We start from the raw sequence: 18931 nt of genomic DNA on the forward strand, positions 1-18931 counted from the left end.
CGTGGGCTGCGCCAGCGACCCCGCGCGAGGCAGGAGGCGACGGCCACACGCCCAGCCGAAGGCATCGGCAAGCGTGCGCGCAACATAGACGGGCATGTCGGGCACGAGTGCGGCCTCCGCCGCGTTGCCAGGCGGGATGACGAGCGACTCGAAGCCGTGGTTTTGCGCGGCGAGCAGCGCAGGAATAACGCCGGGCACGGGACGCACCGTGCCGTCGAGGCCCAGCTCCCCGAGGAAGAGCGTTGTCTCCAGACGGCGCACGATATCGCCGGAGAGCCCGAAGCCGCCTAGCTCTTCTTCCTGTTCCGTCAGCCCCGCGGTGAGAATGGCGAGTGCAATGGGCAGATCGAAGTGCGCGCCGGACTTGGGCAGGCTCGCGGGCGCCATGGACACGATGATCTTCGTCTTTGGCCACGGCAGCGTGCTATTAGACACGGCGGTGCGAATCCGCGAGCGCGCCTCGCTGATTCCGGTATCGGCCATACCCACGATCTGAATGCCGGGCAGGCCCACCCCGATATTCGCCTCGACGTGGACCGGATGCGCGAGCACGCCGTCGAGGGCCGTCGTCGCAGCCTTACCCAGCGCCATGCTCGACTCCTGCGTAATAGTCCACGTCAAAGTCGTCGCCGCGAGCGGTGAGCGCGAGGACGTCAAAGCGCACGTCGGCGAGCGGCCGGGCCCCGGCGAGCCACTGCTGCGCGGCCTTGCGCATGCGCTTGAGCTTGCGCGGGGTGACAGCCTCCGCCACGCCGAAGGCCGGCGTGGAACGCGTCTTTACCTCCACGAAGACGATGGTGCCGTCCTTCTCACGGACAATGAGGTCTAATTCGCCGCACGCGTAAGCGACGTTGCATCCCAGCACCGTCGCGCCCCGAGCGCAATAAAAGCGGGCGGCCCAGCTTTCCCCGCGCCGGGCCAGGTGCGTACGAGCCTGAGTTTTCGTTTGCATGTGTCTGTCTCCTAGTTAGTTACGGACCGCAGTACTACGGCCTCGTACCTAGCCAAGCGGCAGATACACCACAACGACAAGGGGCCGCCTCGCGGGCGGCCCCGATTCTGTGGATAACGTAGTTCACGATATGAGTTATCCACAGAGAGATTGTTCAACACATTGACAGGTCTCATGCCGGTGTGAATGGCACCGGCACGAACGCGCCTAATCCGGCATGATGAAGTCCGGTTTATCGAGCTCCTCGATATTGACGTCCTTGTACGTAATGACGCGGACGTAACGGACGAAACGCGCGGAGCGGTACATGTCCCACACCCAGGCATCAGACATGCGGACCTCGTAGTAGACGTCCGAGCCGGAGGTGTGCGGGATGAGCTCGACGGCGTTGGCAAGGTAGAAGCGGCGCTCGGTCTCCACGACATAAGAGAATTGGCTCACCACATCGCGGTATTCGCGGTAGAGGGACAGCTCGACTTCGGCCTCGTAGTTGTCCAGTTCCTCAGCGCTCATCGTTGCTCCTTGAGAAAGTTACCTCGTTCTTACAGGCTTTAAACTCTAGCGCCCCGTTACGCCCGCGCCACGTTGCCACGCGCGAGAAATTCCGCCTGCGCTCGGGCCACGTTCGCATAGCTCATGCGGTGCTCCGGCGTGGCGCCCAGCTTTCCGATGGCCCCCTCGTGTGCCTTGGTCCCGTAGCCCTTATGCCCCGCAAGCCCATAGCCTGGGTAACGCTCGTCGAGGTCCACCATAATGTGGTCACGGCTCACCTTGGCCAGCACGCTCGCCGCGGCGATACACCGCGCGGCGGCGTCGCCGCCTACCATCGGGAGCTGGGGCACGGGCAGACCGGGGACCTTGAGGGCATCGGTAAGCACATAACGCGGGCGCACCTCGAGGCGCGCGACGGCGCGGCGCATGCCGGAGACGTTGGCATGCTGAATGCCCCAGTAGTCGATGTCTGAGGCCTCGATGTGGACGACCGACCACGCAAGCGCCTTCGCCTTGATGATAGGAAAGAGCTTCTCGCGTGCGGCGGGCGTGAGCTTCTTCGAGTCCGTGAGCGTCGCCAGCTCCGGGATAATCCGCTGGGGTAGCACACACGCGGCGATGGTGATAGGACCGCAGCACGCGCCGCGGCCGGCTTCGTCTACGCCTGCGACGGGCCCCAAGCCGGCTTGGGCGAGCGCGACCTCGTAGGTGCGCTGCTGTTTAAGCGTGCGCATGCTCAACGGTGCCGATGCGGCTCAACGGCATGACGATGGCACGAACCTTGCCGCGCACGTTGTCGACCGGAATGGTGCCTTGCTCCGCGTCACCCAAGTGCGCGCGGGAATCTGCGGAGTTCGTGCGGTTATCTCCCATGACCCAGATGTGGTCCTCGGGTACTGTGACCGGTCCGAAGTAATCGCCGCCGCAGGCCAGCGAGCCCGTCTCCGGCGAAATAGGATTCTGCGGGGGCTGAAGCACGTACGGCTCCGTGCGCGCCTGGCCATCAACCATGATGCCGGGGTCCCCCGCCTGGCACGAGACCGTCTGGCCTTCGGTCGCGATGACGCGCTTGACGAGGATATTCGCGTCGCCCTGAATAAGGCCCGCCGCGGCGAAGAGGTTCTGCAGGCCGCGAATAAACACGTTATGCGATCGCTGCAGCTCATACGTCGTGTTCCACGAGGGCTCGCCTTCGAAGACGACGACATCCCCGGGCTTGGGATCTGCGAAGTAGTAGCTCACTTTTTCCACCGCGATGCGGTCCCCGTTGCAGCCCTGGCACCCGTGGAGCGTCGGTTCCATGGACCCCGACGGGATAACGTAGATGCGTCCGATGAGCGCCGATCCCACCGCCAACAGTACGAAGGCGGCGAGCATGGTTTTCAGCAGCCATGAGGCGTCATCCCGCACGGATTGCCCCAGCGTAATGCGCTGAGGTTCGCGCGGCAGGCGGTGAGTGTCAGCCCTGGATGTCGATGGCATCAACGCCGCCAATGCGCGTGAACGGGAAGAAGATGAAGGAAACCTTGCCGCGAATATTCTCCTCCGGGATCGTGCCCTGGTATTCGTCTTGCATGTGGTAACGCGAATCAAGCGAGTTCGTGCGGTTATCGCCCATCACCCAATAGTTGCCCTCCGGCACGGTGATCGGACCGAAGTACGGGCCGCCGCACTCCTCCGAGCCGTTCGACTCATCGACGGGGTACGTGGGCGGGTTCTGGATATAGGACTGATCGATAGGCTTGCCGTCGACCATAACGGCCGGGTCGCCCGCCTGGCACGAGACCGTCTGGCCACCCGTCGCAATGACGCGCTTGACCAGCGTGTTCTCATCCGGTGGCGTCAGCGAGACGTAGGACAGTGCGTCCTGAATCTTGTGGATGGTCGGGTTATCCGAGCGCGGCGAAGTATACGCGCCATTCCACGAGTCCGTGCCCTTGAAGACCACAACATCGCCCGGCTCCGGATGCTTATCCCCGTAGTAGCTGACCTTCTCGACGAAGATGCGGTCGCCCGTGCATCCCTGGCAGCCATGCAGCGTCGGCTCCATGGACGCGGACGGAATGACGTACTGGCGGCCGATAGTGTTTTGCACCAAACCCACCACCGCGAGCACCGCGACGACGATGAGCAGAGTCTCTACCAGCCACGGCAGCTGCTTCTTCTGCTTCTTCTCGTTCTTCGATCTGGTCTCATCCGGCACACCCGGCACGTGCGAGTCACCGGATGCGGGTACAGCATTATTAGTCACGGGCTAAAGCCTACAACACGACTCGCCGCGTACTGCAGATCCCTCGGATGCCCAAGTCTCGCCGTCGGCTACGCATAAGGTGTGAGCCAGAAGGTTTATTTCGCCCTCCAGAGGGGGAAATAAACCTTCTTCCTCACACCTTTAGGTAACACGCATCGCGTCAGCGCGACATTTAGCGCTCCCGCAGCACTCCCCGCGCGACCTCAAGCAGCCACTCGTCCGCCCAGTCGCGGCCTAGCTTGCCGTCGACGTAGAAGCCCTGCTCGAAGTAGGACTCGTGCGTATAGCCGAAGTCGCCGGCGACGCGCAGCGAGTTGATGGTTCCTTGGTTGGCTGGATCCGCCATCGCCGCATCCAATCCCGCCGCGTGTTGAAGCTGCGCGACGAGCTGCGTCGTGACCTGCTTCGCCGCACGCTGGCGCAGCTGCGTGGGCGTGTCCAGCTGCGGCGCGAGTCCCAAGTGATAGGCCTGCCAGTAGACGGATTCGGCGGCATCGACGGCCTTGAAGCCCTCGACTGCTACGTCGAACCAGGCGCCGACCTCGGGGCTTATCGAGTTCAGCGGCTCGGACGCGACCTCGAGCACCGGGATGAGATAGTCCGACATCGCGCCCTCATACGCAAGGTTGGGCAACGCCGCGATGAGCCCGATACCCACGAGCTGCTCAATAGATAGTCCCGGGTGCGTATGCGACTCGAGAATCAGGTAGTACTGGGACAACTCCGCCACGGTCGCCACGAGTGTGGGCACCTGGAGGACGGACGCACCCGACTCGGCCAAGGCCGCGCCCACATCTTTGCCCTCTGACATCCCGGCGAGGAAGCGCTCCACCACGCGGGGCGTCAACGTATCCGAGGGGCCCTCCTATTCGACGCGATTGGCGTAGTCCGCGATATCGCGCACGATGGTATCCGAGGGCGTCGCACATGCCATGTCCGTGTTATTGCACAGGGAGACAACCTTGCCCTCCATGCCTGCGAAGTTTCCAGGGCGCTGGCCGGTCATGCCCTCGCGACCAGCGCTCAAGCCCGTCCCGCCGTCGAGGATGATCTCGCCATTCGCCGCGCGTGTGCCCGCGGGCACCGGACCGTAGAGCTTCGCGGGTCGTGCAGGTGGGGCGCCGAGCCGTGCGCGGCCGGGGTCGGCAACAAGGACGACCGCGGCGACATCGTCAGGCGTTACGCCCTTCACGCGGCCGGCGGAAATCTCTGCGGCGATATCACCGGCGACCGAGGCACCCTGGGAGTAGCCAATCACCATGTAGCGCGTGGAAGGGCACGCACGCTCGACGTACTCGAGCTCGCGGCGCGCGTCCTCGACGCCTGCACGCACGGATTCACCATAGGTCGCGGCTTCCGAACCCAGCGCGTTGGGTTGGAAAGCGCTGAATCGGCCGAGGGAGGCCGGATATTGGATATTCGTACCGCTCACATCATCTGCGCCGAGACGAATCTGGAGCGTATCTACGGGATTCCACCCGCTGAAGTCGAGCCCCACCGGCTCCGCGGTGTAATACCGCGCGCTAAATCCCGTGCCGGCCGCCTGCAGAACGTGAATGGCCGTGCACTGGCGTGCGACCGCGCGCGGGGCCGCATGCACCGAAAGCACGGCAATCACAGCGACCAGAAGGCAGGCAAGCACAGAGCGGAGAGCAGAGAGCGTCACGAGGGAATTCTAAGCCGTGCCGTGTAGCCCCGCATAAAACGGCGGAACCGCCCCGCTCCAGCACAGGAGACGAGGCGGTAACAGCGCGCTAGAACTAGCGGCGCTCCTTGATGCGAGCCTTCTTGCCGCGCAGGTCGCGCAGGTAGTACAGCTTCGCACGGCGGACACGGCCACGGCGAACGACCTCGATGGAGGCGATGTTCGGGGAGTGCACCGGGAAGGTACGCTCGACGCCGATACCGAAGGAAACCTTACGGACGGTGAAGGTCTCGCGGATGCCAGCGCCCTGACGGCGGATGCAGACACCCTTGAACAGCTGGGTACGCTCGGTGGTGCCCTCGATGACCTTGACGTTGACGTCAAGGGTATCGCCCGGGCGGAAGTTCGGGATGTCCTCGCGCAGCGAGGCCTTGTCCAGCAGATCAATCTTGTTGGTCATTGATTTTCCTTTTCAATTTAAGACAGAGGACCCAAGCGCTTCCTCAGGGAAGCTGACCGGTTCGTGCCTGTTACATAGAACAGCCATCTATTGTTCCATAACCCCTGCACCCAAACAAAATCTCTCAAATCGCTGACAAACCCGAGGCCTTGTGTTTAGTCTAGGACTCGCACTTATCCCCACGGGAGCCCGCATGGAAGCGGGCTGAGATGGCCGCTGGAACCGCGGCCGCACCGTTCGAACCTGTCTGGTTAGCACCAGCGAAGGAAGAGAGGTCAGGCCCATGTCGGCTACCCATGAGCAAGAAATCCACCCCAAGCACTCCTACTCGCCGATCCGTGAGAAGGGTCTCGAGGTCCCGGAAACCGAAATCCAACTCGACGACTCCCCCACCGGCCCCAACGAGTCTTTCCGCATCTACCGCACCCGCGGCCCGGAATGCGATCCCACGCAAGGGCTTCCGCCCCTGCGACAAGCATGGATCGAAGAGCGTAACGACACCGAAGAATACGAGGGCCGCGCACGCGATCTCGCTGACGACGGCAAGTCTGCCCAGAAGCGTGGTGCCGCGTCCCAGGAATGGAAGGGCACAAAGCCCACGCCACGTAGGGGGACCAAACGCGTCACCCAAATGCACTACGCCCGCCAGGGCATTATCACCAAGGAAATGGAATTCGTCGCCCTGCGCGAGCACTGCGATCCAGAGTTCGTCCGCTCCGAGGTCGCCCGCGGGCGCGCCATCATCCCCAACAACATCAACCACCCCGAGTCCGAGCCCATGATCATCGGCCGGAAGTTCCTCACCAAGATCAACACCAACATCGGCAACTCGGCGGTCACAAGCTCCATCGAGGAAGAAGTGTCAAAGCTGCGCTGGGCCACCCGCTGGGGCGCAGACACCGTCATGGATCTCTCCACGGGCGACGATATCCACACGACCCGCGAGTGGATCCTGCGCAACTCCCCCGTCCCCATTGGCACGGTGCCCATCTACCAGGCACTGGAAAAGGTAAACGGCATCGCGGAGGACCTCACCTGGGAGATCTTCCGTGACACCGTCATCGAGCAATGCGAACAGGGCGTGGACTACATGACCATCCACGCCGGCGTGTTGCTTCCCTACATTCCGCTTACCACCGAGCGCGTCACCGGCATCGTCAGCCGCGGCGGTTCCATCATGGCCGGCTGGTGCCTCGCCCACCACAAGGAGTCCTTCCTCTACGAGAACTTCGACGAGCTCTGCGAGATCTTCTCCCGCTACGACGTCGCCTTCTCCCTCGGCGACGGCCTGCGCCCCGGCTGCCTCGCGGACGCCAACGACACCGCGCAGTTTGCGGAGCTGAAGACCATCGGCGAGCTCACCCGTCGCGCCTGGGAGTACGACGTCCAGGTCATGGTCGAGGGCCCCGGCCACGTCCCGCTCAATATGATTCAGGAAAACAACGAGCTGGAGCAGGACTGGGCTTCCGATGCCCCCTTCTATACCCTCGGTCCCCTCGTCACCGATATCGCGCCCGGCTACGACCACATCACCTCGGCCATCGGTGCGGCCCACATCGCGATGGGCGGCACGGCGATGCTCTGCTACGTCACGCCGAAGGAGCACCTCGGCCTGCCCAACCGCGACGACGTGAAGACCGGCGTCATTACGTATAAGCTGGCGGCCCATGCCGCCGATGTCGCCAAGGGGCACCCCGGCGCCCGCGCCTGGGACGACGCGATGAGCAAGGCCCGCTTCGAGTTCCGCTGGCACGACCAGTTCGCGCTCTCCCTCGATCCGGATACCGCGCAGGCCTACCACGACGAAACCCTGCCGGCCGAGCCTGCGAAGACGGCCCACTTCTGTTCCATGTGCGGCCCGAAGTTCTGCTCCATGCGCATCAGCCAGGACATTCGCGACACCTTCGGCGCGAAGCTCGGCATGCCCACCATGCCTGCGCCCGCTGGCGCGTCCGCAGAAGCAGCAGGAGAAGCCCTCAAAGCCGCCGAGTTCCGCGCCGCCGGCTCCGAAATCTACCAGGAGGTTTAATCCATGCGCGCCGATCTGCGCTGTTACTTTGTGACAGGTTCCGAGCCTTCCGATGCCCTCGCCCGCCGCGCCGCCGCAGCTGCTTCAGGTGGGGCCGGGGTCATCCAAGTACGTTCGAAGCCCATTTCGGCGCGCGACCTCTATGACCTCGGCGCGGCTGTGTCCACCGCCGTCCACGCCGCGAACCCAGGCACCGCCGTCGTCATCGACGACCGAGTCGACGTCGCCCTCGCCCTGCGCGAGGCGGGCTTCCCCGTCGCCGGTGTCCACCTGGGCCAGGACGATCTCTCCGTCCGCGCGGCCCGCGAGCTCCTCGGCCCCGACGCACTCATCGGGCTCACGACCGGCACCCTGTCCCTCATCGAGGACGCCAACCAGTACGCGGACGTCCTCGACTACGTCGGCTGCGGTCCTTTCCGTGCCACCCCCACGAAGGACTCCGGCCGGCCACCGCTGGGACTCGCGGGCNTGCTTGCTCCCGCCGCCGAGGTCGTCTATCAGCAAGACCCGCTCTTCCCACTCATGCAGGCGGCCGGCGCCTGGCACCCGCGGCTCATCGAACTCGTCGCCGCGCACACGGACCTGCCCACCGGCTACCGCACCGAGGGCACCCTCGTCGTCGCCGCGGACCGCGCGGACGCGCAACACCTCTCCGAACTGCTCGACTACCAGACTGCCCACGGCATGGAGGTCGAACGCATTACGACCCGAGCCGCCCGTTCCATGGAGCCCGCGCTCTCCCCGCGTCTCGCCGGTGCCGTCTCCATCCCCGGCGACACGCAGCTCTTCCCGCGGATGTTCGCCGCGGCCGCCCTCGACGCCGCGCGCAATCTCGGCGTCGACGTCCGCACCGAGCGTGTCACCCGTATCACCCCAGACGGCGCGGTCACCACCGACCAAGGCACCCACCAGGCTGACACTGTGGTGCTCGCAGCCGGACTCGGCGTCGCCCACATCAACGGCTGGTACGAGGACACGAACCCGCTTCAGCTGCGTCCCGTCTATGGCGACATTCTGCGCCTCCGCGTACCCGTCTCTCTCCAGCCGCTTGTCACTCGCGTTGTCCGCGGCTTCGTCGAGGACCGCCCCATCTACGTCATCCCCCGCGTCGACGGCACCATCGCAGTGGGAGCGACGACCCGCGAAGACAGCCTCCCCCGCCGCGTCGGCAGCGTCTACGACCTGCTCCGCGACGCCATCCGCGTCGTCCCCGGCCTCGAGGAATGCGAACTCCTCGAAGTCACCACCGGCGCCCGCCCCGGCACGCCCGACGATCTCCCCTACCTCGGGCGCCTCCCGCACGCGCCACAGATCATCGTCTCCACCGGCTACTTCCGGCACGGCATCCTGCTGTCTGCTTTCGCTGCTCGCACGACCCGCGAGCTCATCGAAGAGCAGACTCTCACTCTCGACCTCACCGCCTGCGATCCGCTCCGGCATAAGGACTAACCATGCATATCACCCTCAATGGCTCCCCATACGAGACCAACGCCACAACACTCGCCGAGCTCATCACCGAACTCGGCGCGCCCGAAGACGGCACTGCCGCCGCTATCAATGCCCGCGTCGTGCCCAAGTCGGGGTGGCACACAGCGCTCGAGCCCGGCGCGACCGTCGACTTACTCACCGCCGTCCAAGGAGGCTAAGAATGCTCACCATCGCTGATAAGAACTTCGACTCCCACCTCATCATGGGTACCGGCGGCGCCACGAGCTTCGACGCCCTCGAGTCCGCGCTCGCGGCTTCGGGCACGCAGCTCACCACCGTCGCCATGCGCCGCTTCAACCCTCACGCCGGCGGCGAGTCCGTCTTCGGGCTGATCAAGCGACTGGGTATCACACCGCTGCCCAATACGGCGGGCTGCCGCACGGCCCGCGACGCCGTGCTCACGGCACAGCTCGCTCGGGAGGCGCTCGGCACGAACTGGGTGAAGGTCGAAGTCATCACGGACGAGCACACGCTGCTTCCCGATATCGTGGAGACCCTCGACGCCACCGAGCTCCTCGTCGCGGAGGGCTTCACAGTTCTCGCGTACACCAGCGACGACCCGGCCGCAGCACAGCGCCTCGAGGACGCCGGCGCCGCCGCAGTGATGCCGCTCGGCGCACCCATCGGCACGGGACTAGGCATCCTCAACCCGCACAATATCGAGCTCATCTGCTCCCGCGCGTCCGTACCCGTCCTCATCGACGCTGGTATTGGCACAGCTTCCGATGCCGCCCGCGCCATGGAGCTCGGCTGCTCCGGTGTCCTCCTCGCCAGCGCCGTCAACCGCTGCCAGGATCCGACGGCCATGGCGAACGCCATGCGCCTCGCAGTTGAATCCGGCCTTCTTGCGCGCGACGCTGGCCGCATTCCGAAGCGCGAACATGCCCAAGCTTCCTCCACCTTCGAGGGCTTCGCGTCGTGGCAAGAGGCGGTTCTGTGACGCCCTTATCTCCGGAGGAAGAACGTCGGACCGCCCGCCAAACCCTGCTCATCGGTCGCGACGCGCAGCAACGACTCCACAACGCACACGTCCTCGTCGTGGGCGCTGGCGGCCTGGGCTGCCCGGCACTGCAGCAGCTGGTAGCAGGAGGCATCGGCAAGCTCACGCTCATCGATGACGACGTCGTGGATCTGACAAACATCCACCGGCAGATACTCTTTGGTGCCGCGGACGTTGGTCGCCCCAAGGCGGAGGTCGCAGCCGCCCGAGTACGCGACCTCCAGCCCGGCGTACAGATCAACGCGCGACGCGAGCGTCTCACTTCAGACAACGCGCTCGACCTCGTCGCCGTGGCAGACCTCGTCCTCGACGGCAGTGACACCTATGCAACGAAGTATCTGGTCGCGGACGCCTGCGAGATGACGTCGACCCCGCTCGTCTGGGGCACAGTCCTGCGCTTCCACGGCGACGTCGCGCTCTTCCATTCCGGCGCCGACACCCCGGACGGTCGTGGCGTGGGCCTGCGCGACCTCCTCCCCTCCCCGCCGTCAGACACCGCGACGTGCGAGACCGCCGGCGTCCTCGGCGCGACGACATCCGTCGTGGGCGGACTCATGGCGACCACGGCCTTGGGGTTTCTCTCTGAACTCGACGCACCGGTCGGACGGGTGACGAGCTACGACGCGTTCCCACCGCTATTCCGCACGCTCACCGTGGGCGCAGACCCGGCGCGCCCACTCGTCACCCACCTGCCGGAAGCACAGAAGACTAGCGCTATCGCGCGATGGCCCAGCGCGGTTCTCGATATCCGCGAATACGAGGAGCGACTCTTGGTTGAGCTCACGCCCCCGCCCGGCACACGTCTCGTTGAGCTGCCGCTCTCCCGCATCCACGACGACGCCCACGTCGCCAACGCCCTCCGAGAGCTCGACGCCGACGACGTGGGAGTCCTGTGTTCTCTGGGCAAGAAGTCCGCCGCTTTCGCACTGCGTTACGAGGAGCTTGCGCACACATGCGGTGCACGCCTACACAACATTGACGGCGGAGCTCGTGTCCTCGGTTCCTAGCTAAACCAGTGGCATGTCTATCGAGCTCAAGTCTTGGTCGGTGACCGACTATCTCGACAGCCCTGAAACCATCGCAGCTCACCGAGATCGTGAAGCCGCTCGCGCCGTCGGGCTGACCCTGCGCGTCGACACGATGGAGGACTAGCCAGCGATTTCCTCGCGGAGTGTCTGCTCCAACGTCGTCGTGTCGTGGCCGATGAGCTGAGACAGGGTCTCGGACGGGCCGTCGAGGCCGCCCTGGGCCACGGCGGTGTCCATGCCGAGCAGGAAGCCCATGGTGCCTTCGTCGACGCCTTCGGCCTCGAGCTTGGCGCGGTGACCATCCTCGTCGGACTCGAGGAACTCGATTTGCTGGCCCGAGACGTCAGCGACGGTCTGGGCGAATTCGAGTGCGGTCCAGGCGGTCTGGCCGCCCAGCTCGAGGGTTTCGCCACGGTGCTCATCCGTCGTGGCGAGAACAGCGAGCGCCTCCGCGTAGTCCTTGCGGGAAGCGGATGCGATCGTGCCGTCGCCGGAGTGGGCAAAGTGTGCACCGCGGGCGACGACGAGCTGGTAAGCGTCGAGGTAGTTCTCGTTGTACCAGTTGTTGCGGGCAATCGTCGCGGTAATCGGCGAAGCAGCGAGACGCTCCTCCGTCGCCTTGTGCTCCGGCGCGACGAAGAGCGGAGAGTTATCCGCGCGGGTCGCCGAGGTGTAGATGATCTCCTTCACGCCGGCCTTCTCGGCTGCGTCGATGACGTTGGCGTGCTGCTGCTCGCGCTGGCCCATCTCGGAGCCGGAGATGAAGATGAGGGTCTCGACGCCATCGAGTGCGGCGTCGAGGGTCGCCGAGTCGTTGTAGTCCACGACAGCGGTCTGCAGACCCACGTCGGCGAGTGCCTGCAGCTTGCCCTCGTGACGGCCCATGCCGCGGATATCGCCGGGCTGCACGCCACGATTCATGAGTGCGACGACGGTGAGCGCGCCGAGCTGGCCGGTGGCGCCGGTCATGCCGATGGTGGTCATGGAAAACTCCTTACAGTTAGTGTGTTTTCCACGACTCTACCCCGCTTTAATCTTGAAGCGGCGAGCTAGCGGCCAAAGCCGGCGTTGCGGAGGGCATCGGCAAGCGAGCCGCCGCCCTGGTTGCCACGGGACTGCTTACTGCCGCCCTTGCTCTTCGGGCCGCCTTGGCGGCCCCCGCCGCGCTTTTTCGGCGCAGGCTGACCCGGCTCGTCATTGAGGCGCAGCGACAAACCGATGCGCTGACGCTCGACGTCGACCTCCATGACCTTAACCTTGACGACTTGGCCGGAGCGAACGACCTCATGCGGGTCCGAGATAAACTTGTCGCTCATCGCGGAGACGTGGACGAGGCCGTCCTGGTGGACTCCCACGTCAACGAAGGCGCCGAAGGCCGCGACGTTGGTGACGGTGCCCTCGAGGATCATGCCCGGCTTCAGGTCGGAGACCTTCTCGACGCCCTCCTTGAAGGACGCGGTCTTGAACTCCGGGCGCGGGTCGCGGCCGGGTTTGTCGAGCTCCGCAATGATATCGGTGACGGTGGGCACGCCGAAGGTCTCGTCCGCGAAATCCGCGGGCTTGAGCTTGGTGAGGACGGCGGAGTTGCCGATGAGTTCGCCAACTCCCAGGCCGGTGGACTCAGCGATGCGAGCGACGACCGGGTAGGCCTCCGGGTGGACGGCGGAGGCATCAAGCGGATCCGTGCCGCCGGTAATGCGGAGGAAGCCGGCGGCCTGCTCAAACGCCTTGGGTCCGAGTCGCGGGACCTTCTTGAGTTCCTTGCGCGAAGCAAAGGAACCGTTCTCGTCACGGTAAGCAACGATATTGCCCGCGATGGTGGAGTTCACGCCGGCGACGCGCTCAAGAAGCGGGACCGAGGCCGTGTTGAGGTCCACGCCCACGCCGTTGACGGCGTCCTCGACCACACCGTCCAGGGTGCGAGCAAGCGCGGTCTGGTTCACGTCGTGCTGGTACTGCCCCACGCCGATAGCCTTGGGGTCGATCTTGACGAGCTCCGCGAGCGGGTCCTGGAGGCGACGGGCGATGGACACAGCGCCGCGGAGGGAAACGTCCATGTCCGGGAACTCGTCGGCGGCCAGTTGCGAGGCGGAGTACACGGAGGCGCCGGACTCGGAGACCACGACGGGTGTGGGGCGCTTGCCGCCGGCCTTCGCGATGAGGTCCGCGACTTCGTTGGCCATCTTCTCGGACTCACGGGACGCGGTGCCGTTGCCCACGGCCATGAGATCGACGGCGTGCGTCGCGCAGAGCCCGGCGAGGGTCTGCACGGCGTCGTTCCAGCGGTTCTGCGGCTGGTGCGGATACACAATCGCGGTGTCGAGCACCTTGCCGGTGGGGTCCACGACCGCGCACTTCACGCCGTTGCGGTAGCCCGGGTCGATGCCCAGGGTCGCGCGCTGGCCGGCGGGGGCAGCAAGCAGGACGTCGCGCAGGTTCGTGGCGAAGACCTTGAGCGCGCCATCTTCAGCGATTTCTTTGAGGCGCATGCGCACGTCGAGGCCAGACGAGATGTAGAGCTTAGTGCGCCAGCCCCAATGGACGGCGTCGGACAGCCACTTTGAATCCTTGACATCCAAGTCGAAGCGGTCGGCAATGAGCCCTTCGTACTGGGTATCGTCGCCCGCGTCGAGGTTGAGCTGCAGGATGCCTTCGCTCTCACCGCGCAGGAGCGCGAGGATTCGGTGGGACGGAAGCTTGTCGAAAGGCTCGGAGAACTCGAAGTAATCCTTGAACTTCGCGCCTTCTTGCTCCTTGCCCGCAACGACGCCGGCTGTCATGGTGCCGTCGGTAAACATCTTCTCGCGGACCTCGCCGACGAGGTCCGCGTCGAGTGCGAAACGGTCAATGAGGATGGCACGGGCGCCCTCGAGGGCCTTCTTCGTGTCTTCGAAGCCCTCGGTCTTGTAGTGTTCCGCCAGCTCGGCCGGGTCCGCGGTCGGATTCTCGATCAGCTTATCGGTGAGCGGCTCGAGGCCGGCCTCGCGCGCGATGTCCGCCTTGGTCTTGCGGCGCTTTTTGTACGGCAGGTACAGGTCCTCCAGGCGCGCCTTGGTCTCGCAGCCGCGGATGAGCGCCTTGAGGTCGTCCGTGAGCTTGCCCTGCTCCTCGATGGCGGCAAGCACCGTCTCCTTGCGCTCCTCGAGTTCACGCAGGTACGTCGCACGCTCCTCGATGGTGCGCAGCTGACTGTCGTCGAGCCCGCCGGTGACTTCCTTGCGATAACGCGCAATAAACGGCACGGTATTGCCCTCGGCGAGCAGCTTGAGCGCTGCCTCGATTTGGGACTCGCGTACCCCGACTTCTTGTGCAATGGTAGCTGCAATCATTCGCCTGATTCTACCGGTCGCTTTAGACTCGATCTGTATGAGGGATTGCATCGTCATCGGCGGCGGCCAAGCCGGACTCGCGACCGCGTACTACCTGCGCCGAGCTGGAATCGAACCGCTCATTCTCGACGATCAGAACGGCCCCGGCGCGGCGTGGCGCCATGTGTGGCCGTCCATGACGCTATTTAGCTTGGCGAGCTTTTCTAATCTGCCGGGCATGCCTATGCCGCACTATGACGGTTTCCCGCCAGCCAGTCACGTCATTGCATACCTAGAGAAATACGAAGAGCGCTACGGCTTTGAGGTGCACCGGCCCGTACACGTGTCCTCCTTGTCGTGGACTGGTTGCTCCTATGCGCTGGAGACCTCCGTCGGCGCGATGGAGGCGCGCACCGTCGTCGCAGCGACGGGCACGTGGTCCGCGCCGTACGCGCCCTTCGTCCCCGGCGCCTTCGACGGGACCCAATGGCATTCGGCCCGCTACCCCGGATCTAAGCCTTTTGAGGGCACGCGCGTCGCCGTCGTCGGCGCGAAGAACTCAGGCGCGCAGATCGCAGCGGAGCTCACCCGCGTCGCTGAAGTGACGTGGTACACCCGCCACGAGCCGCGGTGGATGGCGGATGATGTGGACGGGCGCGTGCTTTTTGAGGACGCACACCGCCGCGCCATTGCGCTGATGCGCGGCGAGCCGGATCCCGGGCCAGGCCCTACCGGGGACATCGTCATGCTGCCAGAGATCCTCGAAGCGCGTGATTCCGGCAGGTTGAAAGCGACACCGATGTTCGACTCCCTCGACCGGGTCAAGGCAGATCACTTGATTTGGTGCACCGGGTTCCGTCCGGCGCTGCGCGCGCTGCGGGCTGTCCTTGACTCTTCGAGCGGCACGCCAGTGCCGCTCCATCCGGGTCTCTTTCTCGTGGGCTACGGCGACATCGTGGGCCCGGGCGCCGCGACGATAACCGGCGTAGGTCCGTATGCCAAGCGCGCAGCGGCCGGAGTTAAAGAGCTTCTGAACGACTAGGCTAAACGCCCTTTCCCCACCATAACTTCGAAATTCTGACAGATTTTCGGAGTTAGGGTGGGGAAAGCGCTGGGGCTCGGCATGCTACAGGCACTGCGCCTTGCCGGGACGCGTATCAAAGGCATCATCCGCGAGGTGGCCCTCGTTGGAAGTGCCGTACCAGAGCGTGTTCTCCGGCAGGGCCGCGACGACGGCCTGCGTCAACGCGCGCGGGGCAAGTTCTGTCTCCACATTGAGGGTGAGGCGGTACGTGCCTTGGGTAATCGGCATGGAGTCGTACTTCGCAGTGTATTCGGACACCAGGATGTTCTCCGGGGTGCAGGCGGACTCGACGAGGGTACATGACTCACGCTCGACGGTCGTCTCGGGAGCGAGGGCCGCAGCGAGGTCGAGGCCCGCGATGTCCTGCGGCGACATGAGCACGGTGAGATCAGTACTAGCCTTCAAACCCAAGTTCCTTTAAGTAAGCGCGGTCTTTCTTGTCCAACGCCACGCCTTCCAGCAATTCGGGGCGGCGCTCCAGAGTTCGCTTGAGGGCTTGGTCGCGGTGCCAGCGGTCGACGAGCGCGTGGTTACCGGAGGTGAGCACTTCGGGAACCTCGAGCCCGCGCCATTCGCGGGGCTTGGTGTAACTTGGGCCCTCGAGCAGCCCATCGGAGAAGGAATCCTCTTCGTGCGAGCGTTTATTGCCCAGGACGCCCGGGATCAGGCGTACGACGGCCTCGGCGATGACGAGGACGGCAACTTCCCCACCGATGAGGACGTAGTCGCCAATGGAGACCTCGCGCACGCGGTACCGGTGCGCCGCATCATCGACGACGCGTTGATCGATGCCTTCGTAGCGTCCGCATGCGAAGACGATGTGCTCCTCGCGGGACCAGGCGCGGGCATCGGGCTGCGCGAAAGGCTTTCCAGCGGGAGTTGGCACGATAAGCAGCGGCAACGACGGGTCTTCGCCTTCACGCACGTCACGACCCTCGTAGGGGGTTGCCTCAACGCCCTCAACATCGTCGTGCGTCGGACGAGCAAGATGCGGAAGCGAGGACTCGAGTTCAGTGGCCGCGGCGGTCCCCGCGGCGACATCATCCAGCGCAGGGCCCCAGACCTCCGGCTTCATGACCATGCCAGGGCCGCCGCCAAACGGCGAGTCATCCACTGACTTGTGGACGTCCGTGGCCCAGCCGCGCAGGTCGTGGACGCCGACAGAAAGGCGACCTTGTTCGATCGCTTTGCCCAGCAGCGCGTGGCGCAGCGGGTCGAGATACTCGGGAAAGATGGTGACAACGTCGAGCCTCATAGATCGAACAGCCCCTCTGGCGGAGTGATGGTGCACGTGCCAGCCTCCAGGTCAATGTCGGGCACAATTTCCTCGACGAACGGGACCAAGACTTCCTTGCCACCGTCGAGAGTGAGCTCGAGGAGCGACTGCGCGGGGCCGTGCGTGACACCGGTGACCTCACCGACATCGGCACCGTTGTGAATGACGCGCAGGCCTTCGAGCTCGTGGTCGTAGAAGCCATCATCGTCCGGGTCTTCAAGCGGCGGCGCGAAGAACTGGGTGCCGCGCAGCGTATCCGCTGTCGTGCGGTCGTGAATCTCCTCGAAGAAGATAAGGAGTCGTCCCTTGTGTACGCGCACGGACTTCACCGTGAGCGTGTGTTCCTTTTTTCCTTGCGTGCCATGCAGGACCTCGCCCACGGCGTACCGGACCTCCGGTTCGTCCGTGGTGGGCTCGACAACGAGCTCGCCCTTGATGCCGTGCGATTTGATGACGCGGCCGATGAGTAATTCCATGCCGCCTACTCTATAGGGTCAGGCTTTCGCTGCGACCAAGAACACCTACCAGGCGGTAAAGCGAGCCCGTAGGCTGGGCGCATGACAACCCCAGAGAACCCTTCCTCCCTGCCCATCAATGACGTGACGACCTTCGGCGACGCCGCGCATGAGGGCGGCGGACTCGTCTTCTTCGATTTCCTTGCGGAGGCGCCTGCTGCCGATGCCTCCCGCCCGCGACCCGCAGTCAAGCGTGCCCTCAGCGGACACCGCGCCAACCACATCGTCTTCACCTTCGTGCCCGGCCAGACCTTGCCGGATCATAAGGCGGCCCACCCCATTACTGTGCAAGTCCTCACAGGCTCTGTGCTCTTCGAGTGCGAAGGCGACACTCACGAACTGCACCCGGGTGTCGCAGTCCACCTGCCGGCCTACCTTCCACATGCAGTGCGGCTGCCGGAAGACTCTGATCACGGCCAGGCGATCATGCTGCTCACCATGCACACGGGTGAATAAAGCCGATAAGAGCTGGCGATAACACCCACTGGTCTGAGACACTTATACTCTGTTTCTGTGAGTACTAAGCCTTATCACCACGGAAACCTCAAAGGCGAGTTGTTGCGCGTCGCCGAAGAGATCGGCCGCGAAGAAGGCCCCGAGGCGATCTCCATTCGCCAAGTCACCCGCCGCGTCGGTGTGTCCCCCACGGCGGCCTACCGTCATTACACGGACCAGGAGGAGCTTCTCAACGCCGTGTCCAACCGCGCGGTCGACGAGCTCATCGCGCGTCTCAACGTGGTCCTCACCGATCACGAGAGCCGCCCCCTCGTTGCGGACCGCATGATGGCGTGTGCGTGGGTCTACTTCAACTTCGCGATGGAAGAGCCCCATATGTTCCGTTGCATGCTCGCCGGACGTAGCTTGGACCTTCCCACCGTGATGGGCGGCAGCGGCGGTGATGAGGAGCATCTCGAGCCACACGTACAGGCGCTACGGGAATTCTCCGAGTGTTTCCGCATCCATGCCCAGCGCACGGACGGCGTGAGCCACCTCCAGTACTTCATGCAGAACGCGCTCGCCGCGTGGTCCACGGTCCACGGCTTTACCGTGCTCTGTACGACCGGCCAGATGGCGGATCTGCCGCGTGAGATGAAGAACGAGCTCGCCCAAGGCGTCTTCGCCTCCGCCATGCGCGGCACAGACTTCACGGATGTCAACGACCCGTTCCGCAACTACCCCGACGGCAAGCCAGATTCGGACGACGATACCTAGGCCGTCGCGCCCATGACGTTGGAAGCAGTTCCACCCCAAGGCACCGAAAATTCATAGCCTGTCCACCCAAGTGGGCGGGCTATGTTTATGTCCATTCCCGCTGTCTGAAAGGACAGTGGAACTAGTCGCTGGCTTCGGTATGGCCTATTCCTGTCCCTGTCTGACAATAATCCGGGGGTGTTCCTGCTCCA

At 64.6% G+C, this 18931-nt stretch carries 23 protein-coding genes and 1 riboswitch; of the genes, 9 read left to right on the forward strand and 14 right to left on the reverse strand.

Annotated features, from left to right (window positions below):
- From BN9444_RS10435 to rplS, 9 genes are all read right to left on the reverse strand, one after another.
- Nucleotides 1-591 (reverse strand): magnesium chelatase domain-containing protein (locus BN9444_RS10435; protein ID WP_141681588.1); only part of this gene is annotated, 591 nt, incomplete at its 3' end.
- A complete protein-coding gene (locus tag BN9444_RS10440; RefSeq protein WP_066486856.1) occupies nt 578-952 on the reverse strand; it encodes a YraN family protein in 375 nt (124 codons plus the stop codon). The genes BN9444_RS10440 and BN9444_RS10435, both read right to left, overlap by 14 nt.
- Before the next feature lie 207 nt (nt 953-1159).
- Nucleotides 1160-1465 carry a DUF2469 domain-containing protein gene (locus tag BN9444_RS10445; protein WP_066486858.1) on the reverse strand — a complete coding sequence of 102 codons (306 nt, stop codon included), beginning with the start codon at nt 1463-1465 and terminating at the stop codon, nt 1160-1162.
- Nucleotides 1466-1521: 56 nt separating this feature from the next.
- Nucleotides 1522-2178, reverse strand: coding sequence for a ribonuclease HII (locus BN9444_RS10450; RefSeq protein ID WP_068801874.1), 657 nt, complete (start codon nt 2176-2178; stop codon nt 1522-1524).
- Nucleotides 2165-2821: a signal peptidase I gene (gene lepB, locus BN9444_RS10455; RefSeq protein WP_230384067.1), complete on the reverse strand. Its 657-nt coding sequence runs from the start codon at nt 2819-2821 to the stop codon at nt 2165-2167. The genes BN9444_RS10450 and lepB (BN9444_RS10455) overlap by 14 nt, the downstream gene beginning before the upstream one ends.
- An 82-nt stretch (nt 2822-2903) precedes the next feature.
- A complete protein-coding gene (lepB, locus tag BN9444_RS10460) occupies nt 2904-3656 on the reverse strand; it encodes a signal peptidase I (RefSeq protein WP_231725020.1) in 753 nt (250 codons plus the stop codon).
- Nucleotides 3657-3867: 211 nt separating this feature from the next.
- The gene (locus BN9444_RS10465; RefSeq protein ID WP_141681538.1) at nt 3868-4506 is read right to left on the reverse strand and encodes a hypothetical protein; all 639 of its coding nucleotides are present in this window, start codon (nt 4504-4506) and stop codon (nt 3868-3870) included.
- Nucleotides 4507-4560: 54 nt separating this feature from the next.
- Nucleotides 4561-5361 carry a cutinase family protein gene (locus tag BN9444_RS10470; RefSeq protein WP_068801876.1) on the reverse strand — a complete coding sequence of 267 codons (801 nt, stop codon included), beginning with the start codon at nt 5359-5361 and terminating at the stop codon, nt 4561-4563.
- Nucleotides 5362-5455: 94 nt separating this feature from the next.
- Nucleotides 5456-5800 (reverse strand): 50S ribosomal protein L19, encoded by a 345-nt coding sequence (gene rplS / locus BN9444_RS10475; protein ID WP_066486884.1) that lies wholly within the window; start codon nt 5798-5800, stop codon nt 5456-5458.
- A 171-nt stretch (nt 5801-5971) separates the two neighbouring features.
- Nucleotides 5972-6087: riboswitch (TPP riboswitch) on the forward strand.
- Between rplS and thiC the strand changes: the two genes are divergently transcribed.
- The 6 genes from thiC (at nt 6084) to BN9444_RS15385 (ending at nt 11469) form a co-directional block, all read left to right on the forward strand.
- On the forward strand, nt 6084-7829 hold the full coding sequence (thiC, locus tag BN9444_RS10480) for a phosphomethylpyrimidine synthase ThiC (protein WP_068801877.1): 1746 nt from the start codon (nt 6084-6086) through the stop codon (nt 7827-7829). Its footprint overlaps the riboswitch before it by 4 nt.
- Nucleotides 7830-7832: 3 nt before the next feature.
- A complete protein-coding gene (gene thiO / locus BN9444_RS10485; RefSeq protein WP_077210078.1) occupies nt 7833-9278 on the forward strand; it encodes a glycine oxidase ThiO in 1446 nt (481 codons plus the stop codon).
- A 2-nt stretch (nt 9279-9280) separates the two neighbouring features.
- Nucleotides 9281-9475 carry a sulfur carrier protein ThiS gene (gene thiS / locus BN9444_RS10490; protein ID WP_066486896.1) on the forward strand — a complete coding sequence of 65 codons (195 nt, stop codon included), beginning with the start codon at nt 9281-9283 and terminating at the stop codon, nt 9473-9475.
- Between the two features lie 2 nt (nt 9476-9477).
- The gene (locus tag BN9444_RS10495; protein ID WP_066486900.1) at nt 9478-10257 is read left to right on the forward strand and encodes a thiazole synthase; all 780 of its coding nucleotides are present in this window, start codon (nt 9478-9480) and stop codon (nt 10255-10257) included.
- Nucleotides 10254-11324 carry a ThiF family adenylyltransferase gene (locus BN9444_RS10500; RefSeq protein ID WP_068801878.1) on the forward strand — a complete coding sequence of 357 codons (1071 nt, stop codon included), beginning with the start codon at nt 10254-10256 and terminating at the stop codon, nt 11322-11324. Before BN9444_RS10495 ends, BN9444_RS10500 begins: the two co-directional genes overlap by 4 nt.
- A 13-nt stretch (nt 11325-11337) precedes the next feature.
- Entirely contained in the window at nt 11338-11469 is a 132-nt protein-coding gene (locus BN9444_RS15385) for a hypothetical protein (protein WP_255356842.1), read from the forward strand.
- Here the strand turns inward: BN9444_RS15385 and BN9444_RS10505 are convergent.
- Nucleotides 11466-12329 carry an NAD(P)H-binding protein gene (locus BN9444_RS10505; RefSeq protein ID WP_068801879.1) on the reverse strand — a complete coding sequence of 288 codons (864 nt, stop codon included), beginning with the start codon at nt 12327-12329 and terminating at the stop codon, nt 11466-11468. The genes BN9444_RS15385 and BN9444_RS10505 overlap by 4 nt on opposite strands.
- 65 nt (nt 12330-12394) lie before the next feature.
- Complete coding sequence (locus BN9444_RS10510) at nt 12395-14674, reverse strand: Tex family protein (RefSeq protein WP_068801880.1); 2280 nt, start codon at nt 14672-14674, stop codon at nt 12395-12397.
- 37 nt (nt 14675-14711) lie between these two features.
- On the opposite strand from BN9444_RS10510, the gene BN9444_RS10515 reads away from it, so the two are divergent.
- Nucleotides 14712-15695: an FAD-dependent oxidoreductase gene (locus tag BN9444_RS10515; RefSeq protein WP_068801881.1), complete on the forward strand. Its 984-nt coding sequence runs from the start codon at nt 14712-14714 to the stop codon at nt 15693-15695.
- A gap of 84 nt (nt 15696-15779) precedes the next feature.
- Here the strand turns inward: BN9444_RS10515 and BN9444_RS10520 are convergent, their stop codons facing one another.
- The 3 genes from BN9444_RS10520 to rimM are packed head-to-tail and all read right to left on the reverse strand — an operon-like array spanning nt 15780 to nt 17489.
- Nucleotides 15780-16142 carry a hypothetical protein gene (locus BN9444_RS10520; RefSeq protein ID WP_066486932.1) on the reverse strand — a complete coding sequence of 121 codons (363 nt, stop codon included), beginning with the start codon at nt 16140-16142 and terminating at the stop codon, nt 15780-15782.
- Entirely contained in the window at nt 16132-16992 is an 861-nt protein-coding gene (gene trmD, locus BN9444_RS10525; RefSeq protein WP_068801883.1) for a tRNA (guanosine(37)-N1)-methyltransferase TrmD, read from the reverse strand. Before trmD ends, BN9444_RS10520 begins: the two co-directional genes overlap by 11 nt.
- The gene (rimM, locus tag BN9444_RS10530; RefSeq protein ID WP_068801884.1) at nt 16989-17489 is read right to left on the reverse strand and encodes a ribosome maturation factor RimM; all 501 of its coding nucleotides are present in this window, start codon (nt 17487-17489) and stop codon (nt 16989-16991) included. The genes trmD and rimM overlap by 4 nt, the downstream gene beginning before the upstream one ends.
- An 81-nt stretch (nt 17490-17570) precedes the next feature.
- On the opposite strand from rimM, the gene BN9444_RS10535 reads away from it, so the two are divergent.
- Nucleotides 17571-17984, forward strand: coding sequence for a cupin domain-containing protein (locus tag BN9444_RS10535; RefSeq protein WP_068801885.1), 414 nt, complete (start codon nt 17571-17573; stop codon nt 17982-17984).
- Nucleotides 17985-18041: 57 nt separating this feature from the next.
- Nucleotides 18042-18740 carry a TetR/AcrR family transcriptional regulator gene (locus tag BN9444_RS10540; RefSeq protein ID WP_068801886.1) on the forward strand — a complete coding sequence of 233 codons (699 nt, stop codon included), beginning with the start codon at nt 18042-18044 and terminating at the stop codon, nt 18738-18740.
- Nucleotides 18741-18931: the final 191 nt, after the last annotated feature.

Source organism: Corynebacterium phoceense (assembly GCF_900092335.1).
Taxonomy (GTDB): Bacteria; Actinomycetota; Actinomycetes; order Mycobacteriales; family Mycobacteriaceae; genus Corynebacterium; species Corynebacterium phoceense.